Annotated in this window: 16 protein-coding genes; 11 read left to right on the top strand and 5 right to left on the bottom strand. The window is 57.9% G+C overall.

Going from position 1 to position 14,747, the window contains the following annotated elements; all coding sequences use genetic code 11:
• Window positions 1-35: 35 nt before the first annotated feature.
• Genes ACVWXW_RS04155 through ACVWXW_RS04145 form a run of 3 tightly spaced genes read left to right on the top strand, consistent with a single transcriptional unit; the run spans window position 36 to window position 3,046 of the window.
• Window positions 36-530, top strand: a complete 495-nt coding sequence (locus tag ACVWXW_RS04155) for a ferrous iron transport protein A (RefSeq protein ID WP_099812437.1) — start codon at window positions 36-38, stop codon at window positions 528-530.
• Window positions 527-2,818, top strand: a complete 2,292-nt coding sequence (feoB, locus tag ACVWXW_RS04150; protein ID WP_457402928.1) for a Fe(2+) transporter permease subunit FeoB — start codon at window positions 527-529, stop codon at window positions 2,816-2,818. Before ACVWXW_RS04155 ends, feoB begins: the two co-directional genes overlap by 4 nt.
• Before the next feature lie 3 nt (window positions 2,819-2,821).
• Window positions 2,822-3,046, top strand: a complete 225-nt coding sequence (locus ACVWXW_RS04145; RefSeq protein WP_457402926.1) for a FeoC-like transcriptional regulator — start codon at window positions 2,822-2,824, stop codon at window positions 3,044-3,046.
• A 111-nt stretch (window positions 3,047-3,157) separates the two neighbouring features.
• On the opposite strand, the gene ACVWXW_RS04140 is transcribed toward ACVWXW_RS04145, so the two are convergent.
• The 3 genes from ACVWXW_RS04140 to cobA all read right to left on the bottom strand — a co-directional run bounded on the left by ACVWXW_RS04140 (window position 3,158) and on the right by cobA (window position 6,309).
• Window positions 3,158-3,859, bottom strand: a complete 702-nt coding sequence (locus ACVWXW_RS04140) for a DUF1614 domain-containing protein (RefSeq protein WP_457402924.1) — start codon at window positions 3,857-3,859, stop codon at window positions 3,158-3,160.
• Window positions 3,860-3,864: 5 nt separating this feature from the next.
• Entirely contained in the window at window positions 3,865-4,689 is an 825-nt protein-coding gene (gene menB / locus ACVWXW_RS04135; RefSeq protein ID WP_011432215.1) for a 1,4-dihydroxy-2-naphthoyl-CoA synthase, read from the bottom strand.
• A 117-nt stretch (window positions 4,690-4,806) separates the two neighbouring features.
• Window positions 4,807-6,309, bottom strand: a complete 1,503-nt coding sequence (gene cobA, locus ACVWXW_RS04130) for a uroporphyrinogen-III C-methyltransferase (protein WP_457402923.1) — start codon at window positions 6,307-6,309, stop codon at window positions 4,807-4,809.
• A 175-nt stretch (window positions 6,310-6,484) separates the two neighbouring features.
• Between cobA and ACVWXW_RS04125 the strand changes: the two genes are divergently transcribed.
• Window positions 6,485-7,495: an ABC transporter substrate-binding protein gene (locus ACVWXW_RS04125; RefSeq protein WP_414344061.1), complete on the top strand. Its 1,011-nt coding sequence runs from the start codon at window positions 6,485-6,487 to the stop codon at window positions 7,493-7,495.
• Here ACVWXW_RS04125 and ACVWXW_RS04120 read toward each other — a convergent pair.
• A complete protein-coding gene (locus tag ACVWXW_RS04120) occupies window positions 7,492-8,025 on the bottom strand; it encodes a phycobilisome rod-core linker polypeptide (RefSeq protein ID WP_457402921.1) in 534 nt (177 codons plus the stop codon). The two genes, ACVWXW_RS04125 and ACVWXW_RS04120, sit on opposite strands and share 4 nt — an antisense overlap.
• Window positions 8,026-8,610: 585 nt before the next feature.
• Here ACVWXW_RS04120 and ACVWXW_RS04115 point away from each other — a divergent pair.
• The 6 genes from ACVWXW_RS04115 to ACVWXW_RS04090 all read left to right on the top strand — a co-directional run bounded on the left by ACVWXW_RS04115 (window position 8,611) and on the right by ACVWXW_RS04090 (window position 12,371).
• The gene (locus ACVWXW_RS04115; RefSeq protein ID WP_414331883.1) at window positions 8,611-9,096 is read left to right on the top strand and encodes a 2Fe-2S iron-sulfur cluster-binding protein; all 486 of its coding nucleotides are present in this window, start codon (window positions 8,611-8,613) and stop codon (window positions 9,094-9,096) included.
• A gap of 243 nt (window positions 9,097-9,339) precedes the next feature.
• The gene (locus ACVWXW_RS04110) at window positions 9,340-10,020 is read left to right on the top strand and encodes a V4R domain-containing protein (protein ID WP_414344053.1); all 681 of its coding nucleotides are present in this window, start codon (window positions 9,340-9,342) and stop codon (window positions 10,018-10,020) included.
• 47 nt (window positions 10,021-10,067) lie between these two features.
• A complete protein-coding gene (locus ACVWXW_RS04105) occupies window positions 10,068-10,343 on the top strand; it encodes a hypothetical protein (RefSeq protein ID WP_414406980.1) in 276 nt (91 codons plus the stop codon).
• A gap of 61 nt (window positions 10,344-10,404) precedes the next feature.
• Window positions 10,405-10,998 (top strand): globin family protein, encoded by a 594-nt coding sequence (locus ACVWXW_RS04100; RefSeq protein ID WP_414406981.1) that lies wholly within the window; start codon window positions 10,405-10,407, stop codon window positions 10,996-10,998.
• Window positions 10,999-11,022: 24 nt separating this feature from the next.
• On the top strand, window positions 11,023-11,493 hold the full coding sequence (locus ACVWXW_RS04095; protein WP_457402919.1) for a phycobilisome protein: 471 nt from the start codon (window positions 11,023-11,025) through the stop codon (window positions 11,491-11,493).
• Between the two features lie 188 nt (window positions 11,494-11,681).
• Window positions 11,682-12,371, top strand: coding sequence for a V4R domain-containing protein (locus ACVWXW_RS04090; protein WP_457402918.1), 690 nt, complete (start codon window positions 11,682-11,684; stop codon window positions 12,369-12,371).
• Between the two features lie 25 nt (window positions 12,372-12,396).
• On the opposite strand, the gene ACVWXW_RS04085 is transcribed toward ACVWXW_RS04090, so the two are convergent.
• Window positions 12,397-13,104: a hypothetical protein gene (locus ACVWXW_RS04085; protein ID WP_011432227.1), complete on the bottom strand. Its 708-nt coding sequence runs from the start codon at window positions 13,102-13,104 to the stop codon at window positions 12,397-12,399.
• Window positions 13,105-13,388: 284 nt separating this feature from the next.
• Between ACVWXW_RS04085 and ACVWXW_RS04080 the strand changes: the two genes are divergently transcribed.
• The gene (locus ACVWXW_RS04080; RefSeq protein WP_457402916.1) at window positions 13,389-14,633 is read left to right on the top strand and encodes an HhoA/HhoB/HtrA family serine endopeptidase; all 1,245 of its coding nucleotides are present in this window, start codon (window positions 13,389-13,391) and stop codon (window positions 14,631-14,633) included.
• Window positions 14,634-14,747 lie beyond the last annotated feature (114 nt).

The raw sequence follows: 14,747 nt of genomic DNA, 5'->3' as shown, positions 1-14,747 counted from the left end.
AGCCGGGAATTGCTAGTGAAGGTAATTTGCAAATAATGCCCCTATCTCAAATGCGGGCAGGGGAACGGGTGCGGGTGGTGCGGGTGGATTGTGATGATGCCAATCCCCGGTTGGTGGGCATGGGCATTACCCAGGGGGCGGTGCTGACGGTGCTGAGCCATCTGGATTCCGGGTCGGTGCTGGTGGAATGTCAAGGTCAGCGGTGGGGGTTGGGGGCGGGTATGGCGGAACGGATTGGTGTCGAGCGATGGGAGGCGGCAATGCCCAGGATGACCTTGGGGGAGGCGACTATTGGCAGTCGGGTGCGGGTGGTGGGCTATGCGCCGGGAGCGGGGGATTACAAGCGGAAATTGCTGGGGATGGGCTTAACGCCGGGGACGATCCTGCAGGTGAAACGCCATGCGCCCTTGGGAGACCCGACGGAAATTGAGGTGCGGGGGTTTGCCCTGAGTCTGCGCAAAGGGGAAGCGGCGGCATTACAGGTAGTGCCGGTGGAGGGAGAAGCAAATTTAGGGAGCGATGGGCAATGAGCAAGCGGACGATTGCCTTACTGGGAAATCCCAACTGTGGGAAAACGACCCTATTCAATGCCTTGACGGGGGCGCGCCAACGGGTGGGGAATTGGCCCGGGGTGACGGTGGAACGCAAGGAGGGCACCTACCGGGATCAGGGGCAAACGGTGACGGTGGTGGATTTGCCGGGGATTTATTCCCTGGATGTGGCAGCGGGGGGCACGGGGCTGGATGAACAGGTGGCACGGGATTACCTGCTCAGCGGTGAAGCCAACCTGGTGGTGAATATCCTGGATGCCAGCAATCTGGAGCGGAATCTTTACCTGACGACCCAGCTTTTGGAAATGGGGGTGCCGCTGGTAATTGCCCTGAACATGATGGATCAAGCGGAAGGGCGGGGGATACGGATTGACGTGGCTGGTTTGCAACAGCGGTTGGGCTGTCCGGTCGTGCCTTTGTGTGCCCATCGGGGGCGGGGGGTGGCAGAACTTAAGGCAGTCATCCGGCAGGCATTGACCCAGCCGCAGGGGGCGGGGGTGCGCCCTGTTTATCCCCCGGTGATCGAGCAAGCCTTTACCGAACTTTCCTATACAGCAGGTCTGGGTTCCCCTTGGGCGGTGCTGTACGGGTTGCAAGCGGTGGATGGGGCGAACGTTGCACCGGTGTTAGAAACCCATCGGCAGGAGATTTTTCAAACCTTGGGGGAAGACATTGACCTCTTGGTTGCCGATGTCCGTTACACCTGGATTCGGGAGGTGATGGGGGCGACGGTCACTTTCGCTGGGCAGGTTAGCCAAACGCTTTCGGATCGGATTGACCGCTGGGTGTTGCACCGGTGGCTGGGGATTCCCATCTTCCTCGGGGTGATGTACCTCATGTTCTTCGTGGCGATGAATGTGGGGGGAGCCTTTGTGGATTTTTTTGATATAGGGGTGGGCACGATTGCGGTGAAGGGCACGGCGCATCTGTTGACCCAACTCCATGCACCCGGCTGGTTGATTGGGCTGTTGGCGGACGGGGTGGGGGGTGGCATTCAAACGACGGCGACCTTCATTCCCCAAATTGGCTTATTGTTTGTCTTTTTATCGGTGTTGGAGGATTCCGGGTATTTGGCGCGGGCGGCGTTTGTGATGGACCGGCTGATGCGGTGGATTGGCTTGCCGGGGAAGTCCTTTGTGCCGATGCTGGTGGGGTTTGGGTGCAATATCCCCGCCATTATGGCGACCCGTACCCTGGAAAATCGGCGGGATCGGTTGATGACGATTCTGATGAACCCGTTTATGTCCTGCGGGGCGCGGCTGTCCGTGTATGCCCTGTTTGGGGCGGCGTTTTTTCCGAAAAATGCCCAAAATGTGGTGTTTCTGCTTTACCTGATTGGTATTGGGGCGGCGGTGTTTACGGGTTTGGTGATGAAAAGCACCCTGCTACAGGGGATAGCGGCTCCCTTCATTATGGAATTGCCGCCCTACCATTTGCCCACGCTCAAGGGGGTAGCCATCCACGCCTGGGGACGGTTGCAAGCGTTTATTACCAAAGCGGGGCGGATGATTATCGTGATGGTGGTGATTTTGGGCTTTTTAAATTCGGTGGGAACGGATGGTTCCTTTGGGAAACAGGACAGTACCGATTCCCTGCTCAGTGCGGTTGGGCGGCAGATTACGCCGGTATTTGCACCGATGGGCGTGCAACCGGAGAATTGGCCGGCAACGGTGGGGATATTTACCGGGACGTTTGCCAAGGAGGTGATGGTGGGGACGATGAATTCCCTCTATGGGCAGTTGGCGCAGGCGGAAGCGGCAGATAGTGGGGAACCACCGGCGGCATTTGACCTGTGGGGTGGTCTCCAGGAAGCAGTTGCCAGCATTCCCCAAAATTTTGCCGCCCTAGGGGAGCAGTTGCTGGACCCGCTGGGGATGGGGGTAGTCAGCAGGAGTGGGGATGAGGAGGCAGTGGCGGAGGAATTGGGGGTGCAGACGACTACCTTTGGTCAAATGGCTCTCCGTTTTGGCAGTACCACGGCGGCGATTGCGTTTTTGCTGTTTGTCCTGCTGTATTTCCCCTGTGTGTCGGCAACGGCGGCGGTTTATCGGGAAACCAATCTAGGCTGGACGGTGTTTATCGCTTGTTGGACAACCGGGCTGGCCTATTGGGTTGCCACCTTTTATTACCAGTTCATGACTTTTAATGAACACCCCGCACGTTCCCTGTTGTGGGTATTGGGACTCATGCTGGTACAGTTGGGGGTTTTGTGGGGATTGCGTGCCGTCAGTAGCCCCCGTTTGCGGCGGGTACCCTCCGGGAGGTAAGGGATGCTCTTGCAAGACCTACAACGTTATCTGCAAACGCACCGGCAAGTTTCGTTGACCAAATTATGTCAACACTGGCAAATGGATGCCGATGCCCTCCGTCCGATCCTGGATGTATTAATTCGCAAAGGGCGGGTGCGCCCCGTACACCAGCGGAAGTGTGGTGGCTGTCACTCCTGCGCCTCAACGGATTTAGAACTGTACGAGTGGGTAGAAAAACCACCTTAATGGGGGATCAATTTTAGGGATAAGTCGTGTTGTTCAGAACGTTTTTCAGAATAAATTACGAGCCAACCGAATGTACCAATTAAGTGAATTGTTGGAATTTCTGAGTAATTTCTAAGTCAGCAAAACGGCGAATAAACCGCACAGCGCAATACCATCAAAAACCCCAGCCCCACCAATACTAAGAATGCCTGGAGTCATCCGCTCAATTTGGGGCAGGTGTAACAGGTCAGCCCCAATTAGTGTTCCCAATACACCACCAGCAAAGGCAATCGGTGCTGCCACAACATCAGACCCCGCCGTTAATAGCACAGAAGTCATCGCCGCCGTTAGGGGAGCAATCAAGGCATTCACTTGAATCCCAATCCCCGGCACCACCTGGGCAGAATAATAACTAACTATTGTCACCACAGCCGTGACAAGCACAATCAAAATTGGCGAAACACAGGTAAACTGATAAATGGCCAATAGGGTTGGAATCAGACCACCCCCGACATTCAACGCCACAATCGTTTTCTGTTCAATTCGCCTTAAGGGAATACCCCAAAAGAAGCGCATCGTCCACAATCGATCCAAATCAGGTACCATAGCTACTTTGGAAACTCTCTCATAAAGGGGGATATTAATCGTACTCCCAATAATTACTAGGGTCGGCAGCACAAGAGATAGGTTAGGAGAAAATCCGAGCTTTGCAACAGCAACTTGAACCGCATCTAGGGTAACCACCAACCAGAGAAACGGGAAGGCTAAGAGCAGGAGTAAAAAGAGTAGATAGGCAGTCGCTTCCCTTCGGGGAAGTGGAATTAATGAAAACAAACAAACTATGGCAGCCAGGGAAACTGGCGAAAGTTAGGTGGGCGCTTTTCCAAAAAGGCGCGTTTGCCCTCAGCAGCTTCTTCGGTCATGTAGAACAGCAACGTCGCATCTCCGGCCAGCTCCTGCAGCCCCACCTGCCCATCGCAGTCGGCGTTGAAGGCGGCTTTGAGGCAGCGGATGGCTAAGGGGCTGTGCTGGAGAATTTCTTGCGCCCAGCGGATCCCTTCAGCTTCTAGCTCTTCCACTGGCACCACGGCATTGACCAGACCCATCTCTAGGGCTTGGGCTGCGGTGTATTGGCGGCAGAGGAACCAAATCTCGCGGGCTTTTTTTTGCCCCACCACTCGCGCCAGGTAGGCGGCCCCAAAGCCCCCATCGAAGCTGCCCACCCTAGGGCCGGTTTGCCCAAAGATGGCATTATCGGCGGCAATGGTCAGGTCGCAGATGAGATGCAAAACATGGCCACCCCCAATGGCGTAGCCTGCCACTAGGGCAATCACCACCTTGGGCAAAGAGCGGATGATGCGCTGCAGATCCAGCACATTGAGACGAGGGATCCCGGCCTCATCCAGGTAACCGGCCTCGCCCCGTACGCTTTGATCCCCGCCGGCGCAGAAGGCATACTTCCCATCGGTATGGGGCCCGGCGCCTGTTAAGAGCACTACTCCAATCCTGGGATCCTCTCGCACATCGGCAAACGCATCAATCAGCTCGGCAATGGTCTTGGGGCGGAAGGCGTTGCGCTTGTGGGGACGGTTGATGGTGATCTTGGCAATGCCATCCGTTTTTTCGTAAAGAATGTCTTCGTAGAGCTTGGCCGTCTGCCACATGGTGTCTGGGTGTATCTATTGGGATGCCGGGCCAGGAGAGTTCCGTTTGGCTGATGGGGGCTCACTATGAGGAGCACCTGGGTACTCTGCACCGCTACCGCGAACGGCCTGAAAAGGCTAGGTAGAACGGTTGGTCGCTTGGATGAGGGCTTCCACCAATCCTTCCAAAGTATACTCCTGGGCTGCGATGTCCACTCGACCAAATGCAGCCTTGCAGGTTGCGGCCGTCTTGGGGCCAATGGCGGCAATCTGCACGGGTGGATCCCAGATCTCAGGGCCTAGCCCTGCCTGCTGGATCAAGTGGGCAAAATGCTGCACCGTCTTGGAGCTGGCAAAGGTGAGGATGTCCACCTGACGGGCCTTCAGAGCCTCCACCACCTGGGGATCCGCTGTCGCCGGACAGGCGGACTGATAGGCGGCCACCTCCACCACCTCTGCTCCTCGCTGCCGCAACCCCTGTACCAGCTCCTCCCGCCCTCCTGACTCAACGCGGGGAAAGAGGATGCGCTGCCCCTGCACTGGCTGCGGCCAAATGGGTAGCAGGGCTTCGGCCACAAACTCGGAGGGCATCAGATCCGGGCGAATGCCGTACTGGGCCAGCACGGAAGCGGTTTTGGATCCCACCACCGCCACTTGCAGGGAGTGGAGTGCTCGGCTATCTCGCCCCTGCCGCTGCAGCCGCTCAAAGAAAGCCTGCACTCCATTGGCAGAGGTCAGCAGCAGCCAGTCGAATTGTTCCAGGTTGGCAATGGCTGTATCCAAGGGATCCCAGCTCGTGGGCGGCTGGATCACCAGGGTGGGCATCTCCAGCACCCGCGCCCCCTGGGCCTGCAGCAGCTCCCGAAAAGCTGGCGATTGCCCCTCAGAACGGGTAACCAGCACCGTCTTGCCTGCCAAAGGAGCCGGTGGCGGCAAGGGTGGGATCCCCGGCAAAAAGTCCTGCCGCAGCCGCACCACCTCCCCAACCACCAGTAGGCCCGGCAACTTTGCCTGACCCGCCTCCTGCTGCAGCTCCGCCAAGGTGCCCACCCACACCTGCTGCTCTGCTTGCCCCGCCCCCCAGATCAAGGCCACCGGTCGGTCTGCCGGGATCCCAGACTCCACCAGCCGTGCGCCAATGTGCTGTCGCTGCCGGGATCCCATCAAAATCACCAAAGTATCCAACTGGGCCAAAGCGCCCCAGGGCAGAGCTTCCAGCTCGTGGGCGGTGAGAACGGCAAAAGCGCGGCTCAAGTGTTTATCCGTTAACGGGATCCCTGCCCAGAGGGGGCCAGCCAGGGCCGACGACAACCCCGGCCAAATCTCAAAGGGACAGCCCGCCTCCCTAAGGGCTTGGATCTCCTCGCGAGCGCGGCCAAAGATCAAGGGATCCCCTGACTTGAGGTGAACCACCTGTTTGCCTTCTCGGCAGCGCTGGATGAGCCAGTGGATGCCCTCCTGGAGGCTTCCTGGCCCAGAGCGTCGCCACACCTGCGCCTGCGGCGGCAACTCTGCCAACAAGCGCTCATCCACCAGCTCGTCGATCCAGATAGCCTCAGCCTGCCGTAGGATCTCCAGTGCTCCCTGCGTCAGGCCCGCCCGCCCGCCCAGCCCTGCCCCCACTAGATACACCTTGCCCATGCCCTACCCCTTGGAATGTCGATCTTGCCCCTTGTAAGAAGGGGATCCCGCTTGCTTTGCAAATATAAATCGAAGACGCCTCCCAACAGCTCCTCTTCCAAGGGGTGGCCAGCCTGAGGAAAAACTGGTCTACTTGCGAGATACTGAAAGCGTGGCTGCCTGAGGATCCCTGCCTATGTCCGGTGTAACTCCAGAGCCTTGGCCGCGGCGGCGTTTTTTGGCCAGTGGAGCTGCTCTGCTAGCAGTAGGAGCGGGCTCCCGCCCCTCTTCGGCCAGATCCCGGCCCTTGCGACTGGTCACCAACTGGTACGCCCAGGCCGAACACGGCGGCTTTTACCAAGCCCTGGCCACCGGCATCTACGCCGACTACGGTCTGCAGGTGGAAATCCGCATGGGGGGAACGGCGGTTAACGTGCTGCAACTGCTAGCCGGGGGAGCGGCAGATTTTGTGCTCGGCGGCAGCCCCGACGCTCTGGCGGCTCTGCAAGCTGGGATCCCTGTTCTCACCGTGGCCGCCTTTTTCCAGAAGGATCCCCAGTGTCTCTTGGCCCATCCAGGGGTGGGCATCGAGCGCCTGGAAGACCTGCGGGGCAAGCCCATCTGGGTGTCACCGGGGGCCAACCTCACCTACTGGCCTTTTTTGCGGGCCAAATTTGGCTTTACCGACGAGCAGAAGCGCCCCTACAACCTCAGCCTCACGCCCTTCTTGCTGGACAAGTCTTCTGCCCAGCAGGGCTATGTGACCTCCGAGCCCTTCCGCGTGCGCCAGGAGGGGGGCTTTGATCCCGTCGTTTTTCTGCTGGCCGACTACGGCTATTCCCCCTACGCCACCACCCTGGAGACCACCCGCCCCTTTGCCGAACAGCACCCGGAGCAGGTGCGAAAATTTGTAGCTGCCTCCATCCAGGGCTGGCAGAGCTACCTAGAGGATCCCCGCCCCGGCAATCGCCTCATCCGCCAAGACAACCCCAACATGAGCGAGGCCCTCCTGGCCTACGCCCACCAAGCCCTAAAAGACTACGGCCTTCTCACCAGTGGAGATGCCGCCACGCTGGGGATCGGCGCCATGACCCACCAGCGCTGGCAAACCTACTTTCAGGAGATGGTGGCCCTGGGGATCGGCGCAGCGGGTCTGGAGGTTCGCCAAGCCTATACCCTCGACTTCCTCCCCGGCCCCACTGCCTAAGGGATCCCCACTTCCATCGCCGCCAAACTGTGCAAAAGCGGGGATCCCTGCATCCCCAGCTCATGGCGCCGGTGCATTTGGTTTGTCAGCAAGTAGGCCAAAGGTGGGTGGCCGCTCAGCCGTTGGCGGGGGTGGGGCAGATGGTCGTTGCCGAAATGGTGGCGGTACTCCTCCGAGTCGATAAAGGCATTGACCATGGCCTGCAAGCCCTGGTGCACCAGAATATCGTGGTAGGTGGCCACCTCAGCTTTGCTGGCCGGGGCCCGCCCCAAAAAGTGCTTGAAACCCTGCTCTACACAGCGGGTGTTGCAGCCGGCACTGAAAAACAGCCGCTGATAAAGACGGGATCCCCCAATCTGGCGAACCAAGCGCTTAATCCCGATCCGCCCCCGCAAGAAGTCCTGCTCGATTTTCTCCAGCTCTCCTGTTTTCTCGTGCTGGTAGGGCTGGCGTTCCAAAAGCTGTTGGTAGGCAGCCCGCAACAGGTTTTGCAACGTTTGCGGATCCTGCCGGCGCTGGCGCGATTCCATAACCCTAGCTCCCAATCGACAGAACTGACAAAAACAGACAAAACGAGGGGCTATTTTAAAGAAATGGCCAAGAGAGTAGCGAATGGCTCAATACGCTTTTACGGCAAACTTCAGCACATCCTTCTGTAACAAAATTGCCAATAAAAGACCGTGAAGGTTCTACTTAAGATTTACCTTGCCGACAGAACGACCGGGGGAGATCTGCGATAAATATTTACGAAAGGATTGTCATTTTCTCCAATTTACGTGATTTCACTTTGTAACTTTCTAGCCGATAAAAAAATTCCGTGTTTATTCGTAGTTAAGTATTATGACACTTCCATCCAGAATAACCTGCTCCAGATCCAGAATATAAGTTAAGTAAAGAATGCAGCCTCTCCCAGGGTCACAGGTGCAGGGCTCATCATTTGAAGTGCTCTGGTGAAGTGCTCTGGTTTGATTGACTGGGGACTCAGGTGTTGCTGTAGACCTGCAAGGGGGCTGCAGGGGAAGGGATCAATCAATTTTTGTGATTGGTTTGCGTTGCTTATGCAGTAGATCCTGCCCGCCGGGGTTTTTTGTCTGCCCTTAATGTGGATCCCGTCTATGGTTAAACAAATCCGGCTAGAGCCTTTATCTCGCGTCTCAGAGGTCGATACCTACAGCAATCTGCTGTCGGCCATTTTGTCGGAGGAGCTGCAGGTTTCGCGGGAATGTAACGGTCGCGGCCTCTGCGCCACCTGTCATGTTTACGTCAAAGAGGGAATGGAAAGCCTCACTCCCATCACCCCCCGCGAGGCCAAGACTCTGGAGACCATTACCAGCGCCCGCAGCAATTCCCGGCTGGCCTGTCAGGCGCGGGTGGTTTCCGATGGCGTGGTGGTGGAGCTGCCGCCGGGGATGTACGTGAACTCGCTGAGGGATATCGAAGTGCTCATCGGTCGGCGGGCCGAACAAGACCTGCTGCACCCACGGACGGGGAAGGTTTTGGTGGAGCAGGGCAAGATCATCACTCGCTCTACTGTTAAGCAGCTAGAAAATGAGGACTTCCGCATCATTGGCAATACGCTGGCCCAAACTCGGGAAGTTTGATGGATTGTCGATATTCAGGGATCCCTTGGGCTCAGCGGGCATTGTCTTATAGACAACTTATAGACAATCAACCAAGGATTGAACAATGTTGGATCCCTCAGATAGCTGACCAAGTTTATCGAATGCTTAGCCATTCATTTTGTTGACTCATTGGCATTGTCTGGCCCAGTTGATCCCTACAAATCCCACCAAATCCTGTTGCTTTGCAATCTAGAATTATCCATTTTTTATCAGGAGAGCGCCATGGCCACCACATCTCGACCGGATCCCCGTCCTGCAGTCACCCTGCCTGTGGGCCGCGACAAGCATGCCCACTACAGTTACCGCGATTTCTTTCGCTTCAACCGAGATCAGGGCACGATTATCGATTGGAACAACACCCAAAATCTGCTGTTGAGCGAAGACTTTATTGTGGGCTTGCAAACAGGCCTGGAACGGGAAGTGGGAGATGCTTCGGCGGCGGTGATGTACACCATTGGCAGAGATTGGGGCATCCGCGATGCCAAGCACTTCTCCGAGTGGTACGAGCGGGAGTATGGGATTGGCGTAAAACAGTCCAACCTTTTGTTTTTGCTGGAGACTTGGTGGTGGCCTTTTACGGCTCAGGGCTGGGGCAAGTGGGAGGTGGAAACCGAATCCAAACAAAAAGGCTTCCTGTTTATCAACTTGTTTGACTCGATGGTGGCTCGCACCCTAGGGGATGTGGGCAAGCCGGTTTGCCATCTCTATGCCGGGCTATTTGCCGGGTTTTTCACCGCTATGACTTCCCGCGAGCTGGCCTGCATCGAGATCCAGTGCTACGCCATGGGGGAAACCTACTGCAAGTTCCTGTTGGGCGGGCAAGAACGCATTGATGCCGCCAATTTTTGGATCACCGAAGGGGCCAGCGCCCGCGAGATCGAGCAGCGTTTACAGCAAATGTAAGGCTTGCTTGTGGTTCTGTCGTTCCTCAGCGCTTTGGAGAAGCTGACATGCTCACCCTAGATCCTGCTCGAGATCTAACCCAGCCCCTGATGCTCTTCTTGCAGGGGTTGAACTGGGATAACCGACCCCCGGCCAAGGCTCCCTTTGCTCAAGAGCCGCCGCCGCAGTCCCCCATGCTCTTTGCCCAGTCGGTGGGCCAGTTTTTTGCCGGCTTCAATTGGTCGGGCATCCGCCCATGGGTGGAGCCGGTGCCGGAATTGCCAGCGGAGGATCCCTTTACCCTTGAGGATTTTGCCGCCTTGTTTGGCGGAGCTTTGCTCTAGCTCTGGTTTGTTCAGGGATCTCGGTTTTGTTTTGCCCTCTGTTTTTAAGGAGACTTCACCCATGGATGACCTTCACTCTTGGCCGGAGCGCATTGCCGATCGAGAAGGGGGTTACCTAACACCCGACGATCTGCAAGACCTGATTCGTTACTCGCTCTCTTTTGAAGAACGGCTGGAGCTCTACCAAGTCTTACAACAGCAAGAGCTGACCTGGATCCAAAAGGTTTTGCAACAGCAGGGGCCAACCCCCGTCGCGACAGCGTTGCCCAGCAGCAATCCCGCCAGAGAGGGGGCAGAACCTTCTCTAACCCCGGCTCAGCGCCTCTTGGCTCGTCAATTGGCCTTTTGTTTGCGCTCCCTGGGCCTGAGTCTGTTGCTGGGGGATCCCACCCCTGTGCAGCAGGTAACTCTTGGTGCGATGGAACAGTACCTAGGGTTGCCGCAAGCGCTCGCTCAGCTACGGGCAGTGGTTCAGGGATCCCTGCCAGCGGATCAGCAGGGTTTGCTTGCCCCCTACTGGCAAGAGCTACAAGCTGTCTGCGCCACTTCTCAGGCCCAGTTCCCTTCCCCCTCTTCTTCTAGGTCTGAGGCCGAGGTTGACCTGCCCACAGTTCCGCCGGAGAGGGCTCTCACCTTGGCGGAAATGTTTGTGTGAAGCCCACTGAAGGAGGCTCTATCTATGAATTCAAGGGTTGCCGAGCTGATGCAACAAAGCGAAGGCCGCTATCTGCGCCCGGACGAGTTGAAAACTCTACACGCCTACGTGGAAGGGATCCCGAAGCGGGTCCGCCTTTACCAGGTTCTGCAGGCCAAAGAACAAGAGCTGCTGGATCGGGTGATGGAGAAGTTTCAGCCGATGATGCCGAATTTAATCCGCCAGCATGGTCACCTGGCCTGGGAGCGCTGCCGCCGGGATCTGAGCATGGTGTGGCGCTACTGCTGCATGGCCATGCTGCTCAACGACGAAGACTACCTGAGGGATAAATTGCTCTACTGGCTGGAGACGATCCTGAAATCGTTCAAGATGCGCGACCAATGCCAGCCTGCCTACAAGTTAATGCTCGACTCCCTGACCCACATCTTTGGGGCAGAAGAGAGCGAGATGATCCGTCCTTATCTGCTTTTGGCCAAATCCATGCTGGTTAACTAGGTCCATTCGCCCTCAATCTATTCACCAAAGTTCCCTGCGCCCTCCGATAGCGACCTCCTTCTCCCGATTTACTGTATACAGCTTATACAGCTCACTCCTTAATCATTCATTCCCTCACGCCAAAAATTCCAGCCGCTCCCCAATCTATCCATCCCCGCCCTCTTGTCCACCTGACTGCGAGAATAGCCATGATCTCCCTGCAAGAGATTCTGCAAGACCAGATCTTGCCCGGACACTGCTTCAGCCCCGCCCACTACATCCGCCCTGACATCCACACCGGACTGCTGTACAGCCGCGGAGGATACCGCTTGGCGGCCTTTCCCATGCCCCTGCTGGAAGCTCTCTACTCCGGCCTGCGCTACGAAACCGGCCAAGCCACCCGCGTCATTCTCTACAACTGTGGCCGCGATTGGGGAGAGGCGTTTTTCCGCCGTGTTGAAGACGAGCTTTCCGGCTACTACCAGCAGCCGCTGCAGGAATTGCCGATGGGGATCTTCCTGGATGCCCTCAGCGACCTCTGGGCCACCCACGGTTGGGGACGCCTGGAGCTGGATTTTTCCGCCGCCGACCACGGCTTGGTTCAGGCCGGGATCCGCAATTCCGGGTTTGCCCTTGCCGCTCGCGCCAGCTTCAACCCGGAGGAACCTTCTGCACGGCGAGAGCCTGCCGGATATTTGGAGGCGGGAATGCTGGCCAGCCTCTTCTCCTTGCTTTCGGGGCGGGATCTCATCTGCGTACAGACCACCTGCGAATCCCTAGGGGCCGACCTCAACCGCTTCCTCATCGGTACGGCCCAGCGGCTGCACCACTGCGAGGAGTGGGTGCGCAAGGGCCTCTCCCACGAGGAGATTTTGGATCGGCTCACGGCCAGTCCCTAGGGCCAGAGCTGTTTTCAGGGGCTCGCTAGGGCAGGTAGGGCTGAAAATCTTGGGTGACCGTCAGAGTCAAGTTGGCATTGGCGTCGATCACCGCCACTTCCGGCGCCGTTACATTGCCGATGACAGCCCCTGCCGCCGCTCCACCCAGCACTTTCTCCGTCGAGATCACGCGGTCGCCGAACAAGCCTCCCAAGATGGCCCCCGCAGCTGCCCCAATCAAGGCATCTTGCACAATCGCTTCCCCGGAAGTGTGGCGGGGATCCTTGCGCAGCGGGATAACCTGGCTCTGGGCATAGAGGGGGTAGGATTGGCCGTTGAAAATCAGGGCCCGCGAGACAAACTGGGTGCCGCCGCTCACCGGCTGAAATTGGCCTTCCAAAACAGCCCCCGCCGGGACGACCATGTTGCCGTAGATGTCCCGCAGAGGGGTATCCAAGCTAAGGCTGACGGCGCGGGTTTCCCCAGGGGCAATCAAGAGGGTTTCTGGGGAGCGATGCACCGCCTGGATCAGATCCCCAGAGCGCAATAGCAACGTGGTTTGCAGTTGAAAGGGCTGGCCAGGTTGCAGGGGTTGAGGGCCAGGGGGAAGGGGGCGAGGATTCACAGGACGCCATCCCTCACCGGCAGGCGGTGGTGGCAAGGGCCCCATTTGGGCCAAAACTGGGGCGGCCATCTGCGCTGAGAGCAATCCGCCAAGCAGAGGAGCCAACAGGCGGCTGGCTGGGTTGGTCATGGTCTTACCCCCATTCATCATTCCTACGCTAGCTGCAAACCGGACAAAACCGGGAGCCTTTCGGGCCTTACCTATCTTTTACCTATCTTGATCAAAGCCAACTGAATGGAAATGGGCTACCTCAGGTGAGCAGATTCCGCTGCTCTTCGCTCCAGATAGAAGTACGGAAAAACGCTAGGGTTGCCCACTCTGGGATCCCTGCTGTCCATGTTAGATTAGGCCCTAGGTTTCTCCCCCTGCGTGGGGCCGAAGTCTTGCAGCATCCCAACCCTCTTCTTGTAGCTATGAAGCGCAGCACATCCATGCCGGGCCAGCCCTCTCCCGGGTCAGAAGCTTCCGCCCAACCTGCTCAATCCTCTTTCCAGCCTTTTGCCATCTCCACTTGGAAGTCTCTTCTCTCGTCAGTGCTGCTGGTGCTGCTGGGCATTGGGCTGGGAGCAGCTCTGATGGGGGGCAAGGGGGTATCTGCCCAGACGACGGCAACCCCGCCCCAACTGAACCTGAATTTCATCGCCGATGTGGCGCAAAAGGTGGGGCCGGCGGTGGTTCGCATCGATGCTGAGCGGACGGTGCGCGCCCCTGCCCCTTTTCCGGAGGAGTTTTTCAGCGATCCCTTTTTCCGGGATTTCTTTGGCCAAGCGATCCCTTCCATCCCTCGGCAGCGGCGACAGCAGGGAACCGGCTCTGGGTTCATCATCAGCCCAGACGGCCAGATCATCACCAATGCCCATGTGGTCGAGGGATCCGACAAGGTAACGGTGACGCTCAAGGATACCCGCAGCTTTGATGGGCAGGTAATCGGTTCGGATCCGGTTACGGACATCGCCGTGGTGAAGATCAACGCCCAGAACCTGCCGACCGTGAAGCTGGGGCGCTCGGAAACCCTGGAGCCGGGCCAGTGGGCCATTGCCATCGGCAACCCCCTGGGTTTGGATAACACCGTTACGGCTGGGATCATCAGCGCTTTGGGCCGTTCCAGCGGGGAGATTCGGGTGCCTGACAAGCGGGTATCTTTTATCCAAACGGATGCGGCCATTAACCCCGGCAACTCCGGCGGCCCGCTGCTCAACGCTCAAGGGGAGGTGATAGGGGTGAACACCGCCATCATCCAGGGAGCGCAAGGGTTGGGCTTCGCCATCCCCATTGAGACGGCCCAGCGGGTGGCCAATCAGTTGATCACTCGCGGCAAGGTGGATCACCCCTACCTGGGCATCCGCATGCTCACGCTGACTCCAGAGCTGAAGGAGCGCCTCAACCAGGATCCCAATAGTCGCATTTTGATAACGGTGGATCAGGGCGTGCTGATCGGCGAAGTCATCCAGGGATCCCCAGCGGAACGGGCAGGGCTGCGGTCTGGGGATGTCATTCTCTCCATCAATGGTCGTGCCGTAACCACAGCCGATCAGGTGCAACAGGAGGTGGAGCGCACTGAGGTAGGCAGCACCCTGGATCTGGAGATCGAGCGAGCCGGGCGGCGACAGAAGATCCGCGCGGTAACAGGCTCTTTCCCGGCCCCCAGCGGAGGCTGATCGCGCCAGCGGGACGGAGTCCTTACACTTGGGCTATTTCAAACCAACTTGCAGTGACCGTACTGGCGATCTGATACATTCACGCTGAACTCTCCTGAACATGGTTCAGGAAAG

This window comes from Thermostichus sp. MS-CIW-30 (assembly GCF_054058015.1).
The sequence above is the reverse complement of the archived record's forward strand: the minus strand, read 5'-3'. Positions and strand labels throughout refer to the sequence as shown.

Bases quoted from the DNA above. Each gene is read 5' to 3' on its own strand.
- ACVWXW_RS04155 (WP_099812437.1), top strand. From the start codon at position 36: ATGCCCCTATCTCAAATGCGGGCAGGGGAACGGGTGCGGGTGGTGCGG.
- feoB (WP_457402928.1), top strand. From the start codon at position 527: ATGAGCAAGCGGACGATTGCCTTACTGGGAAATCCCAACTGTGGGAAA.
- ACVWXW_RS04145 (WP_457402926.1), top strand. From the start codon at position 2,822: ATGCTCTTGCAAGACCTACAACGTTATCTGCAAACGCACCGGCAAGTT.
- menB (WP_011432215.1), bottom strand. From the start codon at position 4,689: ATGTGGCAGACGGCCAAGCTCTACGAAGACATTCTTTACGAAAAAACG.
- cobA (WP_457402923.1), bottom strand. From the start codon at position 6,309: ATGGGCAAGGTGTATCTAGTGGGGGCAGGGCTGGGCGGGCGGGCGGGC.
- ACVWXW_RS04125 (WP_414344061.1), top strand. From the start codon at position 6,485: ATGTCCGGTGTAACTCCAGAGCCTTGGCCGCGGCGGCGTTTTTTGGCC.
- ACVWXW_RS04120 (WP_457402921.1), bottom strand. From the start codon at position 8,025: ATGGAATCGCGCCAGCGCCGGCAGGATCCGCAAACGTTGCAAAACCTG.
- ACVWXW_RS04115 (WP_414331883.1), top strand. From the start codon at position 8,611: ATGGTTAAACAAATCCGGCTAGAGCCTTTATCTCGCGTCTCAGAGGTC.
- ACVWXW_RS04110 (WP_414344053.1), top strand. From the start codon at position 9,340: ATGGCCACCACATCTCGACCGGATCCCCGTCCTGCAGTCACCCTGCCT.
- ACVWXW_RS04105 (WP_414406980.1), top strand. From the start codon at position 10,068: ATGCTCACCCTAGATCCTGCTCGAGATCTAACCCAGCCCCTGATGCTC.
- ACVWXW_RS04100 (WP_414406981.1), top strand. From the start codon at position 10,405: ATGGATGACCTTCACTCTTGGCCGGAGCGCATTGCCGATCGAGAAGGG.
- ACVWXW_RS04095 (WP_457402919.1), top strand. From the start codon at position 11,023: ATGAATTCAAGGGTTGCCGAGCTGATGCAACAAAGCGAAGGCCGCTAT.
- ACVWXW_RS04090 (WP_457402918.1), top strand. From the start codon at position 11,682: ATGATCTCCCTGCAAGAGATTCTGCAAGACCAGATCTTGCCCGGACAC.
- ACVWXW_RS04085 (WP_011432227.1), bottom strand. From the start codon at position 13,104: ATGACCAACCCAGCCAGCCGCCTGTTGGCTCCTCTGCTTGGCGGATTG.
- ACVWXW_RS04080 (WP_457402916.1), top strand. From the start codon at position 13,389: ATGAAGCGCAGCACATCCATGCCGGGCCAGCCCTCTCCCGGGTCAGAA.